We start from the raw sequence: 14933 nt of genomic DNA, 5'->3' as shown, positions 1-14933 counted from the left end.
CATCTCCTGGTTAATAATCCAGGCTAGTGGTTTATCAAGCTTGAAGTTGTGAGTTTTGTTGTCTTAAATTGCTTAATATGCAATAGTTTTAAAAATTGCAAACGCACATAATTAAAGTTAACAAATCGCTCGTGCTGCTACGCAGAATTAAAAATGCAAAATGCACAATGAAAAATTCCGACTCTGTATAGCTTTCAGCGGTTGAAAACTGGGTACTTATTTCTGCCTTGCGGCACTAGTTACAATTAAGCGTAATTGCTGAATCTCTTCTCCCATTCTCCCGCTCGGCGTTCCCTTGCGTATGCGCGCGCGAACTCGGGGTCCGACCTCTTGCCGCTTAATATCAAGTTCGGATAATTCGTTACAATTAGGCGCGATTGCTAAAATTTTTCTCTCATTCTCCCGGTCGGCGTTCCCTTGCTAGGTCGGCGTTCCCTTGCGTAGGCGCGCCGACGCGGGGTCCGACCTCTTGCGAAGGGGCTGTCTCCTGGGGTGTCCCCAGGAGTTTATACGCCCCGTCCGACGCGGGGTCCGACCGCTCCCGAAGCCCCCCACGCTCCCGAAGCTCCCTCCGGTCCCCGATACTCACTTGAACCGGAATTGTCAGCATTTAACCGAACTGGAGACCGCCAGTGAGAAGAAGATCGCAATTTGGGCAATGGGGAAGCGAAAAAATTGTTGATGATTCAATTTGCTCGCGTTCGCTCGATTACGTTGGATAGGTGACGGTTTTGAAGGTAATCTTGTCGGTTCCAGGGTTATACAGCGTGTAAGTGCTCTCTCCGGGTTTGCGCCCCACCGCACCAACCCCCACCACGCGGCGGGGGGTTTTACCCTGTGCTTGCGGCTCTTGGGTACCATCGAGAGTTGTGACAGTAGATAGTAGCTCGTGGGGTGTCACCAGGCATTCAAAGGTGAGGCCCGATCGCCCACAAAATAGGGTATTCGCATCAGCGCGAATCAACCGATCGCAAAAGGTAATGGGCGGTGTACTGGGTGTTAGTTCATCGGCATAGCTAACGGTGCTACCGTGGATGAGCAGGCAATCGAGTTCGTGAAAGCCAAAGTGGAGCGATCGCAGCCACTGCACGTCCTCCCGCGAGACAGATTCCCAGAGGCGTTGCACCCCGTCGTCACCAAACTGTGCCATCAGTTCTGGGGCATCAGTCAAACCACTCAGTCCATGCAAGCTGAAGCATTGTTCCTCCCACCAGCCGATGCAGATTTGGGGTTCTAGTTCTCCAGTATGGGGGGATCGCAGCCGTTGAAGTACAGCTTGGTTCTGGCCGTGCAGCCCGATCGAATCCCCCAGAATGTAGAGATCGCTAACGGCATGACGTTGCTGTCGAAGATCCGCTAGGACGGCTTCATAGGCGGCTAAATTCCCTTCAATGCCACTTAAAATCGCCCAGTGTTCCATTTCGATCGTTCTCCGTTTCTTATGTTTGTGCTGTTTGCGCCCGCAGAATCCGGACTTCTCCATCACGAGCCGTCACATTAGACGTAAATCGGCATACTATTACTTCCATAGCGCTTCGTCATCAGTTTATTTACACGATTGAAGAAATAAGTTGTTTCTATTCTCTATTCCCCGTTCCCCATTCCCCGTTCCCCATTCCCCGTTCCCCATGACTGAAAATGTGGAATGAAAAGGGCGCGAACTGCGATAACTAACGTTGACAAACATGGCTGGGGTCATCGGCGCGTTCGGCAAATTCCATCCCCCGCGCCAAGCGCCACGCAAAGATAGATGGTAATCCGCGATCGACGATCGCCGCACAGGTTTTTTGGTAGTCGTACGGGACTTCCCGCAGGATCGTCTGAGTGGTGTCGAGATCGTAGAGGACATAAGTGGCGTTGGGTCGCCCGTGGCGGGGTTCTCCGACAGAACCCGCATTGACAATACGCTTAAGGGGCGTGGTGAACTGCTGTTGGGTGTCGGCTTGTCCGGGTTGCTGCACGGTCACACTCAGAGCAACATTTTCCAGATTCCGCACGTAGGGCACGTGAGTATGCCCGCAAAACAACACATCGGCCTCGGTGGATAGCACCCGTTCCAACGCGGCAAAGCCATCCATACTGGGCAATAGGTACTCGTGTTGGCTGTTCGGACTGCCATGCACGAAGCAAAGGTTCCCGTGGCGCAGGGTCATCGGCAGTTGTGCGAGGTAATCCCGTACTTCAGGATGAATCGCTTGGTTCGTCCATTCATGAGCTAACTTGCCCCGTTTTTCCGCCAGTTGGGAAGGATAGCTGCATTCGCAGGCGTTTAGCCCCTCGACGATATCTTCATCCCAACAGCCCTGACAGGTCGGAATATCCAGAGAACGAATCCGCTCTACAACTTCGTTGGGGTAAGGGCCATAGCCGACTAAATCCCCCAAGCAATAGATCTGCTCTGCCCCTTGGCGATCGATGTCAGACAAGACAGCATCTAAGGCGGCTAAATTGCCATGAATGCAAGAGATTACAGCGATTTTCATCAAAACTCCTTGGGTCTGAAACCCCGTCCTAGAAGGACGGCTTTACAAGTAGCCCGTTTGCACGTTGAAGAATGCGGACTTTACGGGCTGAGAATTGTCCGGGTTGAGTCGAGGGAGGCTATAACGCCCCGCCCCTCTCGGTTAGATCCGGGCGTGCGACTTTCATCGCACCCGGCTCCCGACAATCTTGGTTGCTCATGTGGATGTAATCGTGGCAGGATTCGTGAATCACCATCAGGTTATTTGGTTTCGAGTTTGAGTGGTTACCGTCAATGTGATGGAGGTGAACCCGTTCTTCCCCAAGGAAGAGGTAGCCACAGTGTCCACAAGTATGGTTTTGTTTGCGTAAGGTCTTGGCTGTCATATTGTCATAGAGTCTGCTATTTCGCTTACTCCAATAGGTGAGGTCTCCGTCAAACGGGGATTTATCACCTTTGACGTTGACGTGTTTGTTCTCTGAGTATGGAACGGCGGGAAATGCCTTTTTGATTAACTCGGTTACAGTGTGCCGATTTTGCTTGGCTTCCTTATTAAAGACCGTCCATGCTCTATTGGCTGAATGCCATAGCGAGAATCTTGCCCCGTCCATCTCGCAGCCAACGACGGGCGCGGGATGGTTTGGTCGGCATCAAGGGAATACCTTCTGGCGATAAAACTGGTACTCGCTGCATGGTGATAAACCTCGCAATTGAGTGTTTGAACTTGCGAAAAATTGCTCTACTTGGGGAGCAATTTTTCAAGAAGCGTCGTCGCCTCCACCACCTAATCCAAGATGTCTGGGCATTACCCCACCCCCGACAACACGGGGTTGTAGATAGTCCGGACTGGCGAAATATCCGGAAGTACGTGCCAGGATTAGGCTCGCTCGGTGTAGTCAAGTTCCGGCAGTTGGTTGCCTGCCCAAGCTCCGTCCCTTTTAGGGCGGAGTTACCTTGACGATGTTGCCACCTCCGTCTCAAGGTCCAAGGTTTTGTACTGTTGTTGATAACTATCGATTGCCGCTGCTGACAAGCAGCTATCTAACAGGGCTTGGGAGATCGCCGTTCGATCGAGTTGCCAACCCGAAATTTCAATGCCGCTAGGGCGATCGGGTCGACCCTCTAGCCAGCGGGGAATCGGCAATTCTCGATATTCAATCCCCTCAAGTCCCTGCACGAAGTCTACATAAAATGCCCGCCCGTCGGGTAGCTCGAAAATTCCCTTTAACCGCTGTACGTTTCCGTAGGCTCCCTCGGTGATTTCGAGCACCACGTCATCCAAACTGGGTGGGTCAAATACCTGCCCGGTTAGAGCACTACACCAAAATTGGGGTAGATTGCTTGGATTCGGGGCTGGGATCGCATTTCCAGGAATTAGCTCGTTCGCCCACTCGTGCCATTCAGACTGTTGCAGGTCGGGGGGAAGCACCACCACTCGGTGGCAGGGCACACTAGAAAGAGACGGGATGTTCAAATCGAGGTAGTAACCAATCTCTAGGAAAACCACTGCCTCTTCCGGTAACATCTGCAATGAGGGGATTTGGCTTTCTGGGAGTACCTGCACCCAAGGGCAGCAATAGCCAACGCGGGCTAGATCCACAGAAACTCTATCTAGACCCGGACAGATGTAGATCGAAGCATCCTTGCGTTCTTTAAGCGCTTGGACGATCCAAGTTGTTTTACCACTGCCAGAGGGACCGGCGACAGCAATTACGGTAGGAGCACTCATCAGGTACGTATCCTAGTGAAAAGAAGGGCAATGAGCGATCGAGTTCGTTTTCAGCGCTAGTTTGGCTGGGGTGGGACTGAAGGATAGAACCGATTGTCATCGACCAAGAATGATAACTATTCTCAGATAATAATATATAGCAGTTCGCGCTGGTATCATTACAGATTTTCAGTCATGGGGAACGGGGAACGGGGAACGGGGAATGGGGAATGGGAAAAACCGATTTTTTCAAGAGTGTAAATAAACCAGCGCTTCGCGCTATAAGTATTTTCCAGGGGTCAAACGGATGAAGATTGATGGCACCAAGCGACCGATTCAACGTCAGACAGTATATCTGAGGGGTAAATCCAACCCAACCCGTATTTTTAGCTCCGCTCAATCGTAACGTCTCAAGACAAGTGAGGCGAGCCAACTGTTCGAGAGCGGTCGCGGTTCGAGAACCATCAATCGTAACCCATCATCATCCGGAAACAACCTTTAATGTTCGGACATCTTGTCCATCGCATCCGGCTTATCGTGAATTGCCAAACGATCGAGCAATGTTGCACTCGCCTCGTTCAAACCGATTAACTGCACTTGTACCCCCCGCTTCCGGAAACGCAACACCATCTTATCCACGGCATCCACGGCCGAATGGTCCCATAGATGAGCGTGAGTTAAATCGATTGTGACTTTTTCGAGCTTTTCTCGAAAATCGAAGGCATTGAGAAACGTTTCTACAGACACGAAAAAGATTTGACCGTTGACGCGATACACTCGTTCGGTTCCGGCATCTTTGAGCTGCGATTCCACGAAGACCAACTGGGCAATTTTCCGGCTGAAGAAAATGGCACTCAACGCTACCCCAACAACGACCCCAATCGCCAAATTGTGGGTGAGCAACGTAATTGCTACCGTTGTTAGCATGACCGCCGTTTCGCTTTTGGGAATATAGCGGATGTTGCGAATCGAACCCCAGCTAAAGGTGCTAATGGAGACCATAATCATCACTGCCACCAACGCCGCCATGGGAATCTGCGCCACCCAGTCTCCCAAGAGGAGAATGCACAGCAACAGGAAGATACCGGCACTGAGCGTCGAAAGTCGCGTGCGTCCTCCCGATCGAATATTAATCACCGATTGACCGATCATCGCGCATCCGGCCATGCCGCCAAAAAATCCGGTGGCGATATTGGCAATGCCTTGTCCCATCGCTTCCTGGTTCTTATTGCTGGAGGTATCGGTGAGGTCATCGATGACGTTGGCTGTCAGGAAGGATTCGAGTAACCCCACCAGCGACAGTGCCAAAGCATAGGGCAAAATAATTTCGATGGTCTCAAAGTTGAGGGGAACCAGGGGAACGCTCAAACTCGGGAGGGTCGTCGGGAGAGTTCCCATATCGCCGACGGTGGGTATCTCCCACCCTGCCGACATCGAAATCGCCGTCAGGACGACAATGGCGATCAGGGGAGAGGGAACGGCTTTGGTAATACGCGGCAGGCCGTAAATAATTCCCAATCCAGCAGCCACCATCACGTAGACTAACCCCGGCACGTTTTCGAGTTGGGGGAGTTGTGCGTTGAAAATCAAAATTGCCAAGGCGTTGACGAAGCCGAGCATCACCGCACGGGGAACGAAGCGCATCTGGTTGCCGAGTTTCACCCAACCCCAGATAATTTGCAATATTCCTGTGAGGATGGTGGTGGCAAAGAGGTAATTTAAGCCATGTTCGCGAACCAGAGGAGTCAGCAGCAGTGCCATAGCCCCGGTGGCAGCAGAAATCATGCCGGGACGACCCCCTAAAAAGGCGGTGATGATGGCAATGCAAAAGGAGGCGTACAATCCCACTTTGGGATCGACACCGGCAATGATGGAAAAGGCGATCGCTTCGGGAATGAGTGCGAGTGCAACCACCGCACCAGCGAGTAAATCGTTTTTAAGATTGGAAAACCAAGCTTTTTGAGACAAAATCCCCTTCATACTCTCTCGATTAATTGATGATTTTCCCTAAAACCAAACTGATGGATGGCGATCTTCCTCGCGCAGTCGATCGACTTTGAGATGGATGAATTCCCTCGTTCGAGGTGAGTTCGCCGGCGATCGTCCTTGTGCCCTAAAACCCCGATTGGAGTGAATCGAGCGAGACTTTCCCGATATGTTGACAACGGTTTGCCGAGCCGGTCGCACGCGAATAACTGACCTGCGCTGAATCAGTATAGTATAAAATCTATAGTCATCATTAATGTTTTTAAATAAAAATAAATTACAGTCACATAAGTAATATTAATAATGTAAATAATTACGATGCATTTCCATTGAATGATTAGACTTGTAATCGTCGATGGATTTTTGTCTAAGTTCAAGATGCGATCGTTCCATAAGTTTAAAATCGAGGTCGATTCTACATTCAAGGCAGCCATTTTTATGCCAGATTTTTCTCACCGAAATCGTTTGAATCTCGAATTACACGATCGAGTCAATCGTGGAGATTGTGTTTTAGTCGCTAAACTTCTCGAGAGTGGTGCAGACGTCAACCATCGGGATATTGTTGGCGATACCCCTTTAATGGAAGCAGCATGGATAGGCGATCGAGAATTAGTTGAGCTTCTTCTCGATCGGGGAGCGGATCTCAACTTAATGAATCGTCACGCTCAAACCGCTTTGGATGTAGCGATCGAATCTGCCCGCGAAATGAAACATTCAGCAGGACATCAAGAAGTCGTTCGCATTCTCAAAAGCGCGATCGCCCCACCCAAGACAATTTGACGGCAACTGACCGAGCGACGATCGCGATCGTGAGACAATGGAGTGCCGACACAACCCATAGATCGGGCGATCGATCGGCATCTTGGGATATTTCAACCACGACAACACGCCAGAAATGCAAAGTCAATTCGATACGAGGGATTTTTCTTGGCCGTTCTGGCCGGTGTTTCCCCTCTATCCCTACGGTCAGCGACGTACCCTTCGCAAGGAAGTCATCCGAGATACCCTCTGGACTTTCGACCAAATTCAAGGCATTTTCTACGTCGTCGTTCCCATTCGCATGACCGTCGTCAAGCTTGTGGGTGGGGGATTGCTGGTCTACGCACCCGTTGCACCCACCCGCGAATGCCGTCGCCTGATGGGAGAGTTAGTTGCCGAACACGGAGAGGTGAAGTACATCATCCTCCCCACCACCTCGGGGTTAGAACACAAAGTTTTTGTCGGTCCCTTCGCCCGTTGCTTCCCCGCTGCCACGGTTTACGTCGCCCCCAGCCAATGGAGTTTTCCTTTCAACCTTCCCCTAAGTTGGCTGGGATTTCCGGGCAAACGCACTCGCATTCTCCCAGAAGATAGCAGCCAAACCCCCTTTGCCGACGAGTTCGACTACACGATTCTCCAAACCATTGAGTTAGGTCCGGGTCGGTTTCAGGAAGTGGCGTTTTTCCATAAGCGATCGCGCACGCTGCTGGTCACGGATTCGGTGGTTTCCGTTCCCGAAGATCCTCCGGCGATCGTTGCTCTCGATCCCTACCCCCTTCTTTTCCACGCTAAAAATACTGCTGCCGATCGCGTTGAAGACACCCCAGCCAATCGCCGTCTGGGATGGCAGCGCATCTGTTTGTTTGCCCTGTATTTCCGACCGGGGGTGTTAGAAGTTCCCAAATGGGGTGACGTGTTTCGCAAGGCTTTCAAAGCTGCCGATCGCTCTAGAAAAGGCTATTTCGGCTTATTTCCCTTCCAGTGGCAACCCAACTGGCAGCGATCGTTCGAGATCTTGCGCGGTGGGGGTCGGTTGCTCGTGGCCCCCGTTCTCCAAACCCTCATCCTCAACCGCGCCCCGAAAGAAACCCTCAATTGGGCCGATCGAGTTGCCCGCTGGGATTTCGAGCAGATCGTCCCCTGCCATTTCAGCGCCCCGATCGCAGCCAACCCCCACCAGTTTCGTCAAGCCTTCTCGTTTCTGGAAAAAAGTTCCAACACCCATCCCTTGCCCTCAGAAGATTTGCAGCTATTGGGAGACCTCGATGCCGGTTTGAATAAAAGCGGTATCGTTCCCCCAGCAAAGGAGAAGGTCTAGCTGTATTCATCAGTCGTGCGGACCGTCAAAATGCTCTCACCAGCATCTTTCTCCCCAGTGCTCCCCTTGCTCAACACTGCTCACCAATACCAGTACGATCGGATTCGGGTAATTAACCATAGTCTCACGTCAGTTTTGGATCGGAAATATCCGGTTGGGGTGGGGAATGGGGAACGGGGGATGGAGTACTTCGATCGCTAACAAGGAGATTCACTCTGGTGGGTTGGCTTCTAGGATGTCTGGCCTGGATTATTCACAACGCCGATCGTAAATGCCTGAAACCCTGAACAGTAGTCGAATTTGGGAATTGTCGATCGATTATAAACTGTAATTGGAACCAAACTCGCTAATCGACTGATACTGAAGGCTTCCGGCTGTTTGGAGAAGGTTCTCATGAATAATGCACGCTAACTGAATACAGCGAGAACAAGGGGTCCGACCGCCGATCGCATCCACCGGAATTATAGTTATTCAACCGAATTCGATCTAACTAGGGGAGTATCAATCCTTCACTCGTTGGTAAAGACTTTGGGCTAAATCGAGCAGATTAACGATCTGCGCCCATTCCGGAGCGTCGGTACGGGAACTGTTGGCCCATTGAATCTTGATGCTCTTTTGGAGTGCCCCGAGCAAAACGCTTGGAGAGCTATCGAGATGGGCAGGTTCTGCCGTCGGAGTTGGGGATGTCGTCGTAGTTTGGAGGTTTGTGCCCTCAGAAGACGGCGACAGCTCAAAAGAATCTGTGGTTTCGGCTTCCTCTTGAATGTCTTGAGCTTTCTCAGCCAGGGCAAGAGCGTCTTGGGACAGGTGTTCCGGGAGTCGGGGGTGTTCTGAGAGGGAGACTTTCACCAAATCGAGGAAAAAATGCCGAACTTCCTCAACCCACTGCAACTCGGGGTATTGCGATCTCGCCTCTTCCGAGAGTCCCTGGCGACTAGCCGCATCTAAAATATCCTGTCCCCCTTCAACCAAGGGAAGTGCCTTTTGGGACAAATTGTCAGGCAGTCTGGGGATATCGGCTAAGCTCGCTCGTGCCAATTCGATTAACAGTTGTCGAACTCGTTCGATCCACTCTAACTCTTCCGATTGCCAGTTTAAATTCTTCATAAATCGTATGCTGTTGATTTTGAGATCTTGGCGATCTAGGTCATCGGTGTTTGCACCCAAACCGCACCCACCCAACGCTATCAACGATCGCCCTTGCAGTCTATTTATTGGTCAGCTTCCAAACTCCATCCCAATCTTCGCTCGGCGGTTGTTGAGCAAAAAGCTTACACCGATCGACGTGCAATTTCGCCGCTTTGTTGCTGTTATCGATGGCCAACACGGCTTGGAACTCTTTCTGGGCATCCCGAAAAGCCTGTTTGGCTTTGGTCAAAAAGGGTTTTTTGCACAAGTCGATGAGTTTCTCGATCGCTGTGACGGACATTTCCTGAGCTTCATCGGCAAGCATTTGCTTGGATTCGGGATCGCCAGCAAATTGCCCGAGTTTGGCAACTAATAGCTTCTTCACCAGTCGTGGTGTGAGCTTCGAGACTTCTTCGGGTAATTTAGCATGGGCCTCGCTGGTGCTGACATCTTTGAGATTGTCAGTCCCGAGCATGCGCTTTAAGGTATTGTCCCCGAGCAGTTCCGTTAGTTCCGATAGGGGAAGTTTGCCGAGCATATCTTGGAGCATTCGCTCTTCGTTGTAGGAGATGCGCTCCATCTGGTCTGGAGACAATCCTGATAACTGGTTGAGCAAACCGAGTAACTCGGCTTCTGAAAGCTTTTCTCGAGCGGGTTTCAAGTAATATTCTCGCCCTCGACGATAACAATCGATCGCCTCTTGCTCTTCGGGGGAAATCTCTCGTGCCAGTTCCCCTTCCGTAATCGCCACCAGTTCGTAGATCGTGACCGGTTGGGTTTTCCCCTTGACGGTAATAAAATCGAGTTCCCGAACCACAACCCGATCGGCATACTCGCGGTAGGTTTGCTCGCTAATCACCAAATCCACGCCGTACTGTTTGCTGGTTCCCTCCAAACGGGAGGCCAAGTTCACCCCGTCGCCGATCGAGGTTAGTTCCATGCGCTTGCTCGAACCGATATTACCGCTGACCACTTCATCGGAGTGAATCCCCATACCGATGCTGATGGCCATCTTCCCTTCTTTTTGACGATCCTCGTTAAATTTCTTCAACCGCTGTCGCATGGCGATCGCCGCTTGCATGGCGCACCAGGCATCGTCTTCGAGCGGGGCCGGCGAGCCAAACACCGCCATCAGCGCATCCCCGATATACTTATCGAGAGTTCCCCCGTACTTGAACACCGCATCTACCATTTCCTCGAAGTAGGCATTGAGCATCGCCACCACTTCTTCTGCTTGCAGCTTTTCGGTGAGGGTGGTGTAGCTGCGAATATCCGAGAACAGTACCGAGACTCGCTTGCGTTTGCCCCCCAGTCCGGTATCTCCGGTAGCGAGCAGCGCTTCTGCCACTTCTGGAGTCATGTACTTATACATCAAGTTTTTGACTTCCATTTCATCGCTGATGTCTTCCATCACCACCAGGGCCCCATTCACCTTGGCGGGGTCTTCCGCATCGGCCATGGAGTTAATCGACAGGTTGATGCTCTGTTCTTCCGCATCCTCAGAAATTTTCAAAATTTGGTTGGGATAGTACTGCTGGCGGTCTTTATCCTCTTTAGGCGCGAGGGCGGCATCGAACCACTCGGCAAATTTTCCTTCCTTGAGATGGACCATCTCCCGCAACGACATCCCCTCCACTGGGATCTTTTCATCTAACCCCAGCAACACCATCGCGCTTTCGTTCGCGGCAATAATATGCCCTCTCTTATCGGTGGAAATGACCCCGTTCGAGAGACTGCGAAGAATATCTTTTTGCCGCTGTTCTTGCTGCTTAACTGTAGCGAAGAGGGTTGCATTTTGCAGGGCAACCCCAGCTTGGATGTTAAACGCTTCCATGAAGTCGAGGTCAGAGCGGTTGAAACTGGCTTTCCACTGCTCTGGGGCTTCGGGCCAGTTGGCCGGATCGTAGTCCGGATGGTCGCCCTGCTTTTTCTTGTTGATGAGCTGCGTCACCCCAATCAGCCGACCGTTAGAGTTAAACACGGGCATACACAGCATACTGCAAGTGCGATAGCCGGTCTTCTGGTCGGTGTTTTTCGACGTTTCCGATCGCGGATCGTCGTACAGATCGAAGGGAATCAGCAGCGGTTCTTTCGACTCGGCGACCATTCCGGCAAAACCCGCCGTTCTAGGAATTCGGATTTCTTTGAGCTGACCGCCGATGGGAATTTTCGTCCACAACTCGCCTTTTTCTTCATCCAACAGCCACAGGGTGGAGCGATCGGCGTTCATCAGTTCTTTTGCCTCATCCATCACCTGTTTGAGGGTATCTTCCAAGTCCAGGCTGGCTTTGCTCAAAGAACTGACCGCTGTCATCAGCGCCGATGCTGCACGCTGGCGTTGGGTCGCGGCGTAGAAGGATTTTGAAGACTCTAAGATTAAGCGAATCGAGGGGGCGAATTCTCGAAACACTTGCTCGTCTTCAGAGCTAAAACCTTGACGATCGATCTTGTCTTCGAGTCGTATACTGCGATCGACATCGTGTTTTAACTTATTAATCAGTTGCACCACTGCCACTAAATCCCCCGTCTCCTCATTGATGAGGGGCATGGTGAGCATGGTGTAGGTGCGATAATTATTTTTCTTATCGAGTTGTTGCGCGGTCGCCGATCGCGGATCGTTATAAAAGTCGAAGGGAATATTAACAGGCTTTTTATCGGTGGCCACTTCCCCAGCGATACCGACTGTTGCTGGGAAACGAATTTCTAGAGCGTTCCCGTTCTCATCTTTAGCCACAATGGTGAACAGCTCGTTTTTATCTTCATCGAGCAAAAAAATGGTGCTGCGGTCGGCGTTGAGCAGCTCTCCAGTTTTCTCGGTGATCGAGCGCAGCATCTCATCGAGGATGGCATCGAACCCCTGGCTGTCGAGCAAGCTGTCGAGCATTCCCAGGGTTTGATTGACCACTTTGAGCTTATCTTCGACCCCGGTAACGACTTCCCGGAAGCTATCTTTTGTCAGAGGGGCGAGGAAGGTCGAAAAGCTACCCTGCGAGAGTGCTAAAGCACTACTGCTCGATGGGCTTGGAGGGGGCGGTGAAGATGCCTCCCGCACTGGCTCTACATCAATCGTAATCGGTTCTTGATGAGATGCGGATGTCATAGTGGGTGACTCAAGCTGATAGGTCGAGAATTACAGATCTGGTGCTGTCGGACTCGTTGAAGAAAGGGCGATCGGTAGAATTCTACCTTATGAAGACAGCAGCTCTAGGGTCTGTCTTCAATTTGTCATATATCCTCTGCCCAGTCAGGATTCTGGCTGTACTCGGTGTGGTTCCGATCTCCCTCAAATCCCGATCCGAAAAGGGGTTTAGATTTAATTGATGACACACCCTAGAACTTTCCACCAGTGTACTCTCTTATTGAAAGTTCAGGTACTCGCAGCACTCGATCTCCTCTTGGCGCGATCGGGTCTTATTTTGAAATGAGGCTCGATCGCGATCCGTACGAGTTTTTACCAACGAACGGCTTGTGCAACGTGTTCTGAGGTCTTGAATGTACGTCGTTCGAGCCAGCCCAAATTTTATTTAATTGAACGTCAGTTTTGGATCGGACTGTTTCAGGTGATGGTGGGGAACGGGGAAAGGGGTCGGGGGGAATGGGGAATGGAGTCGTTTTCTCCCCAGCCACCAGATGTACCCAGTATTGTCGCCTCACTTTCAGGAGGCAAGACGGCCGCCCGAACGTCACCGATCGTCGGCATCCCGGCGACACGGCCGCATCAAAACTGACGTGAATTTAAACTTTCAGTCTATCGGTCGGGACGATCGAGGGGGTGGGACTTGAAGTTGCACATCACGTAACGTTCTACAATCGCAGCTGCAAGGGCAACAATTATTGACCTAAGGGTGACGAAGTTGGGAGGCTTGACTCAAGAGAGCATCGGCAAAGGCGATCGCTTCGCTTGCGGTTCCTCCCCCCGCCAGTTCCGCCAGCTCCTGCCGGCGTCGATCGAAATCGAGGGAGCGCACTCGCACAACGGTTCGCTCGCCTGTTTCGGGAGTCTGTGGGAGATCGGGGTCTTCGATCGTCTGCTTATCCACGCGGAAATGCTCGTCAGCCATAGCCGCAATCAAAGGTTGGTGGGTGACGCAGAGAACTTGATGACCCTTGGAGAGTTGCTGAAGTTTTTCGGCAACTGCCCCAGCGACTCGTCCGGATACCCCAGCATCGATTTCGTCGAACACGAGGGTCCCGACGGCATCGACTTCTCCAAAGCAGGCTTTCAGCCCTAGGAGAAACCGACTCATTTCCCCTCCCGATGCGGTTTCGCTGAGGGGTTGCAGGGGTTCGCCGGGATTGGCGCTGAAGCAAAATGTAATTCGATCGGCTCCCGTGGCGCTGGCTGCGCTGGGAGCGACTTCCACCTCAAACTGAACTTTTTCCATCGCCAGGGGTTTGAGCGCATCCACCAGTCTGGATTCGAGTTGGCGAGCGCTGTGTTGTCGCAGTTGGGTGAGTTGGACACAAGCGTTATCGAGTTGAGTCGATCGCTCCTTGACGGTTTCTTGGAGTTCTTCGAGGGATTGTCCCGCTCCGTTGAGGTCGTCGAGTTGGGCTTGCAGGGAGTTCGCCAGCTCGATGGCGTCGGCGAGGGTGGGACCGTATTTGCGACAAATCTGCTTGAGTTTGGCGATCCGCTCTTGGATGAGATTCAATCGTTGGGGATCGCTTTCGAGGGTATCTCCATAGGCGTTGATTTGCTGTCCGGCTTCGACCACTTGGACGATCGCCCCGTCGACGAGTTCTAAAATAGGTTGGAGGCGCTCGTCGTAGCGCACCATATCTTGTAGCAGGGTTTGGGCCGAACCGAGTAAGTCAGCTGCCGACTCTGGGCGAGCGTCGTTTTGATAGAGGGCTTGATAAACTTGGTAACTCTGCTGCTGTAACTCGACAACGTTAGCAAGGCGCGTTGCTTCTCGTTGCAGGCGATCGAGTTCGTCGGCGTCGTCGAGTTGAGCGCTTTGGAGTTCTTCGAATTGATAGGCGAACAGATCGAGTTGTTGCAGTCGCTGCTGCTCCGATAGCTGGCGCTTTTCCAGAGCCTGCGTTGCGCTTTGATAGGCTTCAAATCGCTCGGCTACGATTTTTCTAGCTCTTGCCAGGGGAGACCCGCCGTAGAGATCGAGCAGTTCCCGTTGCTCGGCGCTTTTCCCCAGCAGAACGGTTTGCCCCTGGGCGGTAATTTCTACCAGGAGATCGCGCCAACGCTGGACTTGTTTTCGATCGACGGCGACCCCATCAATGCGGTACTTGCTGCGGCAACCCCGCCCGGTCAGCCAGAGTTCCCGAGAAATCGCAAAGTGGTGGCGATCTCGAACCGGCAAATCTCTGGTCTGAAGCCGCTCGATTTGCGAGGAATCGAGGGAAAACATGCCTTCGACGATCGCCTTCGAGGCACCAGTGCGAATCGCGCGACCGGAGACTTTTCCCCCCAGCAGGGCATCGAGGGCATCGAGAATAATCGATTTTCCCGCCCCGGTTTCACCGGTGAGTACGTTGAGACCACAGCCGAATTCCAAGTCAAGGCGATCGATTAACGCAAAGTTTTCAATCCGCAGGGAAAGCAACATAGA

The 14933-nt window shown here is 52.0% G+C and carries 11 protein-coding genes; 3 read left to right on the top strand and 8 right to left on the bottom strand.

Annotated features, from left to right (window positions below; all coding sequences use genetic code 11):
* Window positions 1-709 precede the first annotated feature (709 nt).
* From AC2215_RS16635 to AC2215_RS16615, 5 genes are all read right to left on the bottom strand, one after another.
* Window positions 710-1420 (bottom strand): metallophosphatase, encoded by a 711-nt coding sequence (locus AC2215_RS16635; protein ID WP_486811116.1) that lies wholly within the window; start codon window positions 1418-1420, stop codon window positions 710-712.
* A gap of 250 nt (window positions 1421-1670) precedes the next feature.
* Window positions 1671-2483 carry a metallophosphoesterase family protein gene (locus tag AC2215_RS16630; RefSeq protein WP_486811115.1) on the bottom strand — a complete coding sequence of 271 codons (813 nt, stop codon included), beginning with the start codon at window positions 2481-2483 and terminating at the stop codon, window positions 1671-1673.
* A gap of 548 nt (window positions 2484-3031) precedes the next feature.
* Window positions 3032-3154, bottom strand: a complete 123-nt coding sequence (locus tag AC2215_RS16625) for an RRXRR domain-containing protein (protein ID WP_486811114.1) — start codon at window positions 3152-3154, stop codon at window positions 3032-3034.
* Window positions 3155-3410: 256 nt separating this feature from the next.
* Complete coding sequence (locus AC2215_RS16620; RefSeq protein WP_486811113.1) at window positions 3411-4190, bottom strand: CobW C-terminal domain-containing protein; 780 nt, start codon at window positions 4188-4190, stop codon at window positions 3411-3413.
* Window positions 4191-4667: 477 nt separating this feature from the next.
* Entirely contained in the window at window positions 4668-6149 is a 1482-nt protein-coding gene (locus AC2215_RS16615) for a SulP family inorganic anion transporter (RefSeq protein WP_486811112.1), read from the bottom strand.
* A gap of 444 nt (window positions 6150-6593) precedes the next feature.
* Here AC2215_RS16615 and AC2215_RS16610 point away from each other — a divergent pair, with 444 nt between their 5' ends.
* Entirely contained in the window at window positions 6594-6935 is a 342-nt protein-coding gene (locus AC2215_RS16610; RefSeq protein ID WP_486811111.1) for an ankyrin repeat domain-containing protein, read from the top strand.
* A 115-nt stretch (window positions 6936-7050) separates the two neighbouring features.
* On the top strand, window positions 7051-8232 hold the full coding sequence (locus AC2215_RS16605) for a DUF4336 domain-containing protein (protein WP_486811110.1): 1182 nt from the start codon (window positions 7051-7053) through the stop codon (window positions 8230-8232).
* 501 nt (window positions 8233-8733) lie between these two features.
* On the opposite strand, the gene AC2215_RS16600 is transcribed toward AC2215_RS16605, so the two are convergent.
* Both AC2215_RS16600 and AC2215_RS16595 read right to left on the bottom strand, forming a co-directional pair.
* Window positions 8734-9339 carry an inorganic pyrophosphatase gene (locus AC2215_RS16600; protein WP_486811109.1) on the bottom strand — a complete coding sequence of 202 codons (606 nt, stop codon included), beginning with the start codon at window positions 9337-9339 and terminating at the stop codon, window positions 8734-8736.
* Window positions 9340-9439: 100 nt separating this feature from the next.
* Window positions 9440-12460 (bottom strand): GAF domain-containing protein, encoded by a 3021-nt coding sequence (locus AC2215_RS16595; RefSeq protein ID WP_486811108.1) that lies wholly within the window; start codon window positions 12458-12460, stop codon window positions 9440-9442.
* Between the two features lie 388 nt (window positions 12461-12848).
* Here AC2215_RS16595 and AC2215_RS16590 point away from each other — a divergent pair, with 388 nt between their 5' ends.
* Complete coding sequence (locus AC2215_RS16590; RefSeq protein ID WP_486811107.1) at window positions 12849-13088, top strand: hypothetical protein; 240 nt, start codon at window positions 12849-12851, stop codon at window positions 13086-13088.
* A 111-nt stretch (window positions 13089-13199) separates the two neighbouring features.
* Here the strand turns inward: AC2215_RS16590 and recN are convergent, their stop codons facing one another.
* Window positions 13200-14930 carry a DNA repair protein RecN gene (recN, locus tag AC2215_RS16585; protein WP_486811106.1) on the bottom strand — a complete coding sequence of 577 codons (1731 nt, stop codon included), beginning with the start codon at window positions 14928-14930 and terminating at the stop codon, window positions 13200-13202.
* Between the last annotated feature and the right edge of the window lie 3 nt (window positions 14931-14933).

It is taken from the genome of Zarconia sp. (assembly GCF_057467645.1).
The sequence above is the reverse complement of the archived record's forward strand: the minus strand, read 5'-3'. Positions and strand labels throughout refer to the sequence as shown.

Excerpts from the sequence above, each read along its gene's own strand:
- AC2215_RS16625 (WP_486811114.1), bottom strand. The coding sequence starts at position 3,154 with ATGCAGCGAGTACCAGTTTTATCGCCAGAAGGTATTCCCTTGATGCCG.
- AC2215_RS16615 (WP_486811112.1), bottom strand. The coding sequence starts at position 6,149 with ATGAAGGGGATTTTGTCTCAAAAAGCTTGGTTTTCCAATCTTAAAAAC.
- AC2215_RS16620 (WP_486811113.1), bottom strand. The coding sequence starts at position 4,190 with ATGAGTGCTCCTACCGTAATTGCTGTCGCCGGTCCCTCTGGCAGTGGT.
- AC2215_RS16600 (WP_486811109.1), bottom strand. The coding sequence starts at position 9,339 with ATGAAGAATTTAAACTGGCAATCGGAAGAGTTAGAGTGGATCGAACGA.
- AC2215_RS16630 (WP_486811115.1), bottom strand. The coding sequence starts at position 2,483 with ATGAAAATCGCTGTAATCTCTTGCATTCATGGCAATTTAGCCGCCTTA.
- AC2215_RS16610 (WP_486811111.1), top strand. The coding sequence starts at position 6,594 with ATGCCAGATTTTTCTCACCGAAATCGTTTGAATCTCGAATTACACGAT.
- AC2215_RS16605 (WP_486811110.1), top strand. The coding sequence starts at position 7,051 with ATGCAAAGTCAATTCGATACGAGGGATTTTTCTTGGCCGTTCTGGCCG.
- AC2215_RS16595 (WP_486811108.1), bottom strand. The coding sequence starts at position 12,460 with ATGACATCCGCATCTCATCAAGAACCGATTACGATTGATGTAGAGCCA.
- AC2215_RS16635 (WP_486811116.1), bottom strand. The coding sequence starts at position 1,420 with ATGGAACACTGGGCGATTTTAAGTGGCATTGAAGGGAATTTAGCCGCC.
- recN (WP_486811106.1), bottom strand. The coding sequence starts at position 14,930 with ATGTTGCTTTCCCTGCGGATTGAAAACTTTGCGTTAATCGATCGCCTT.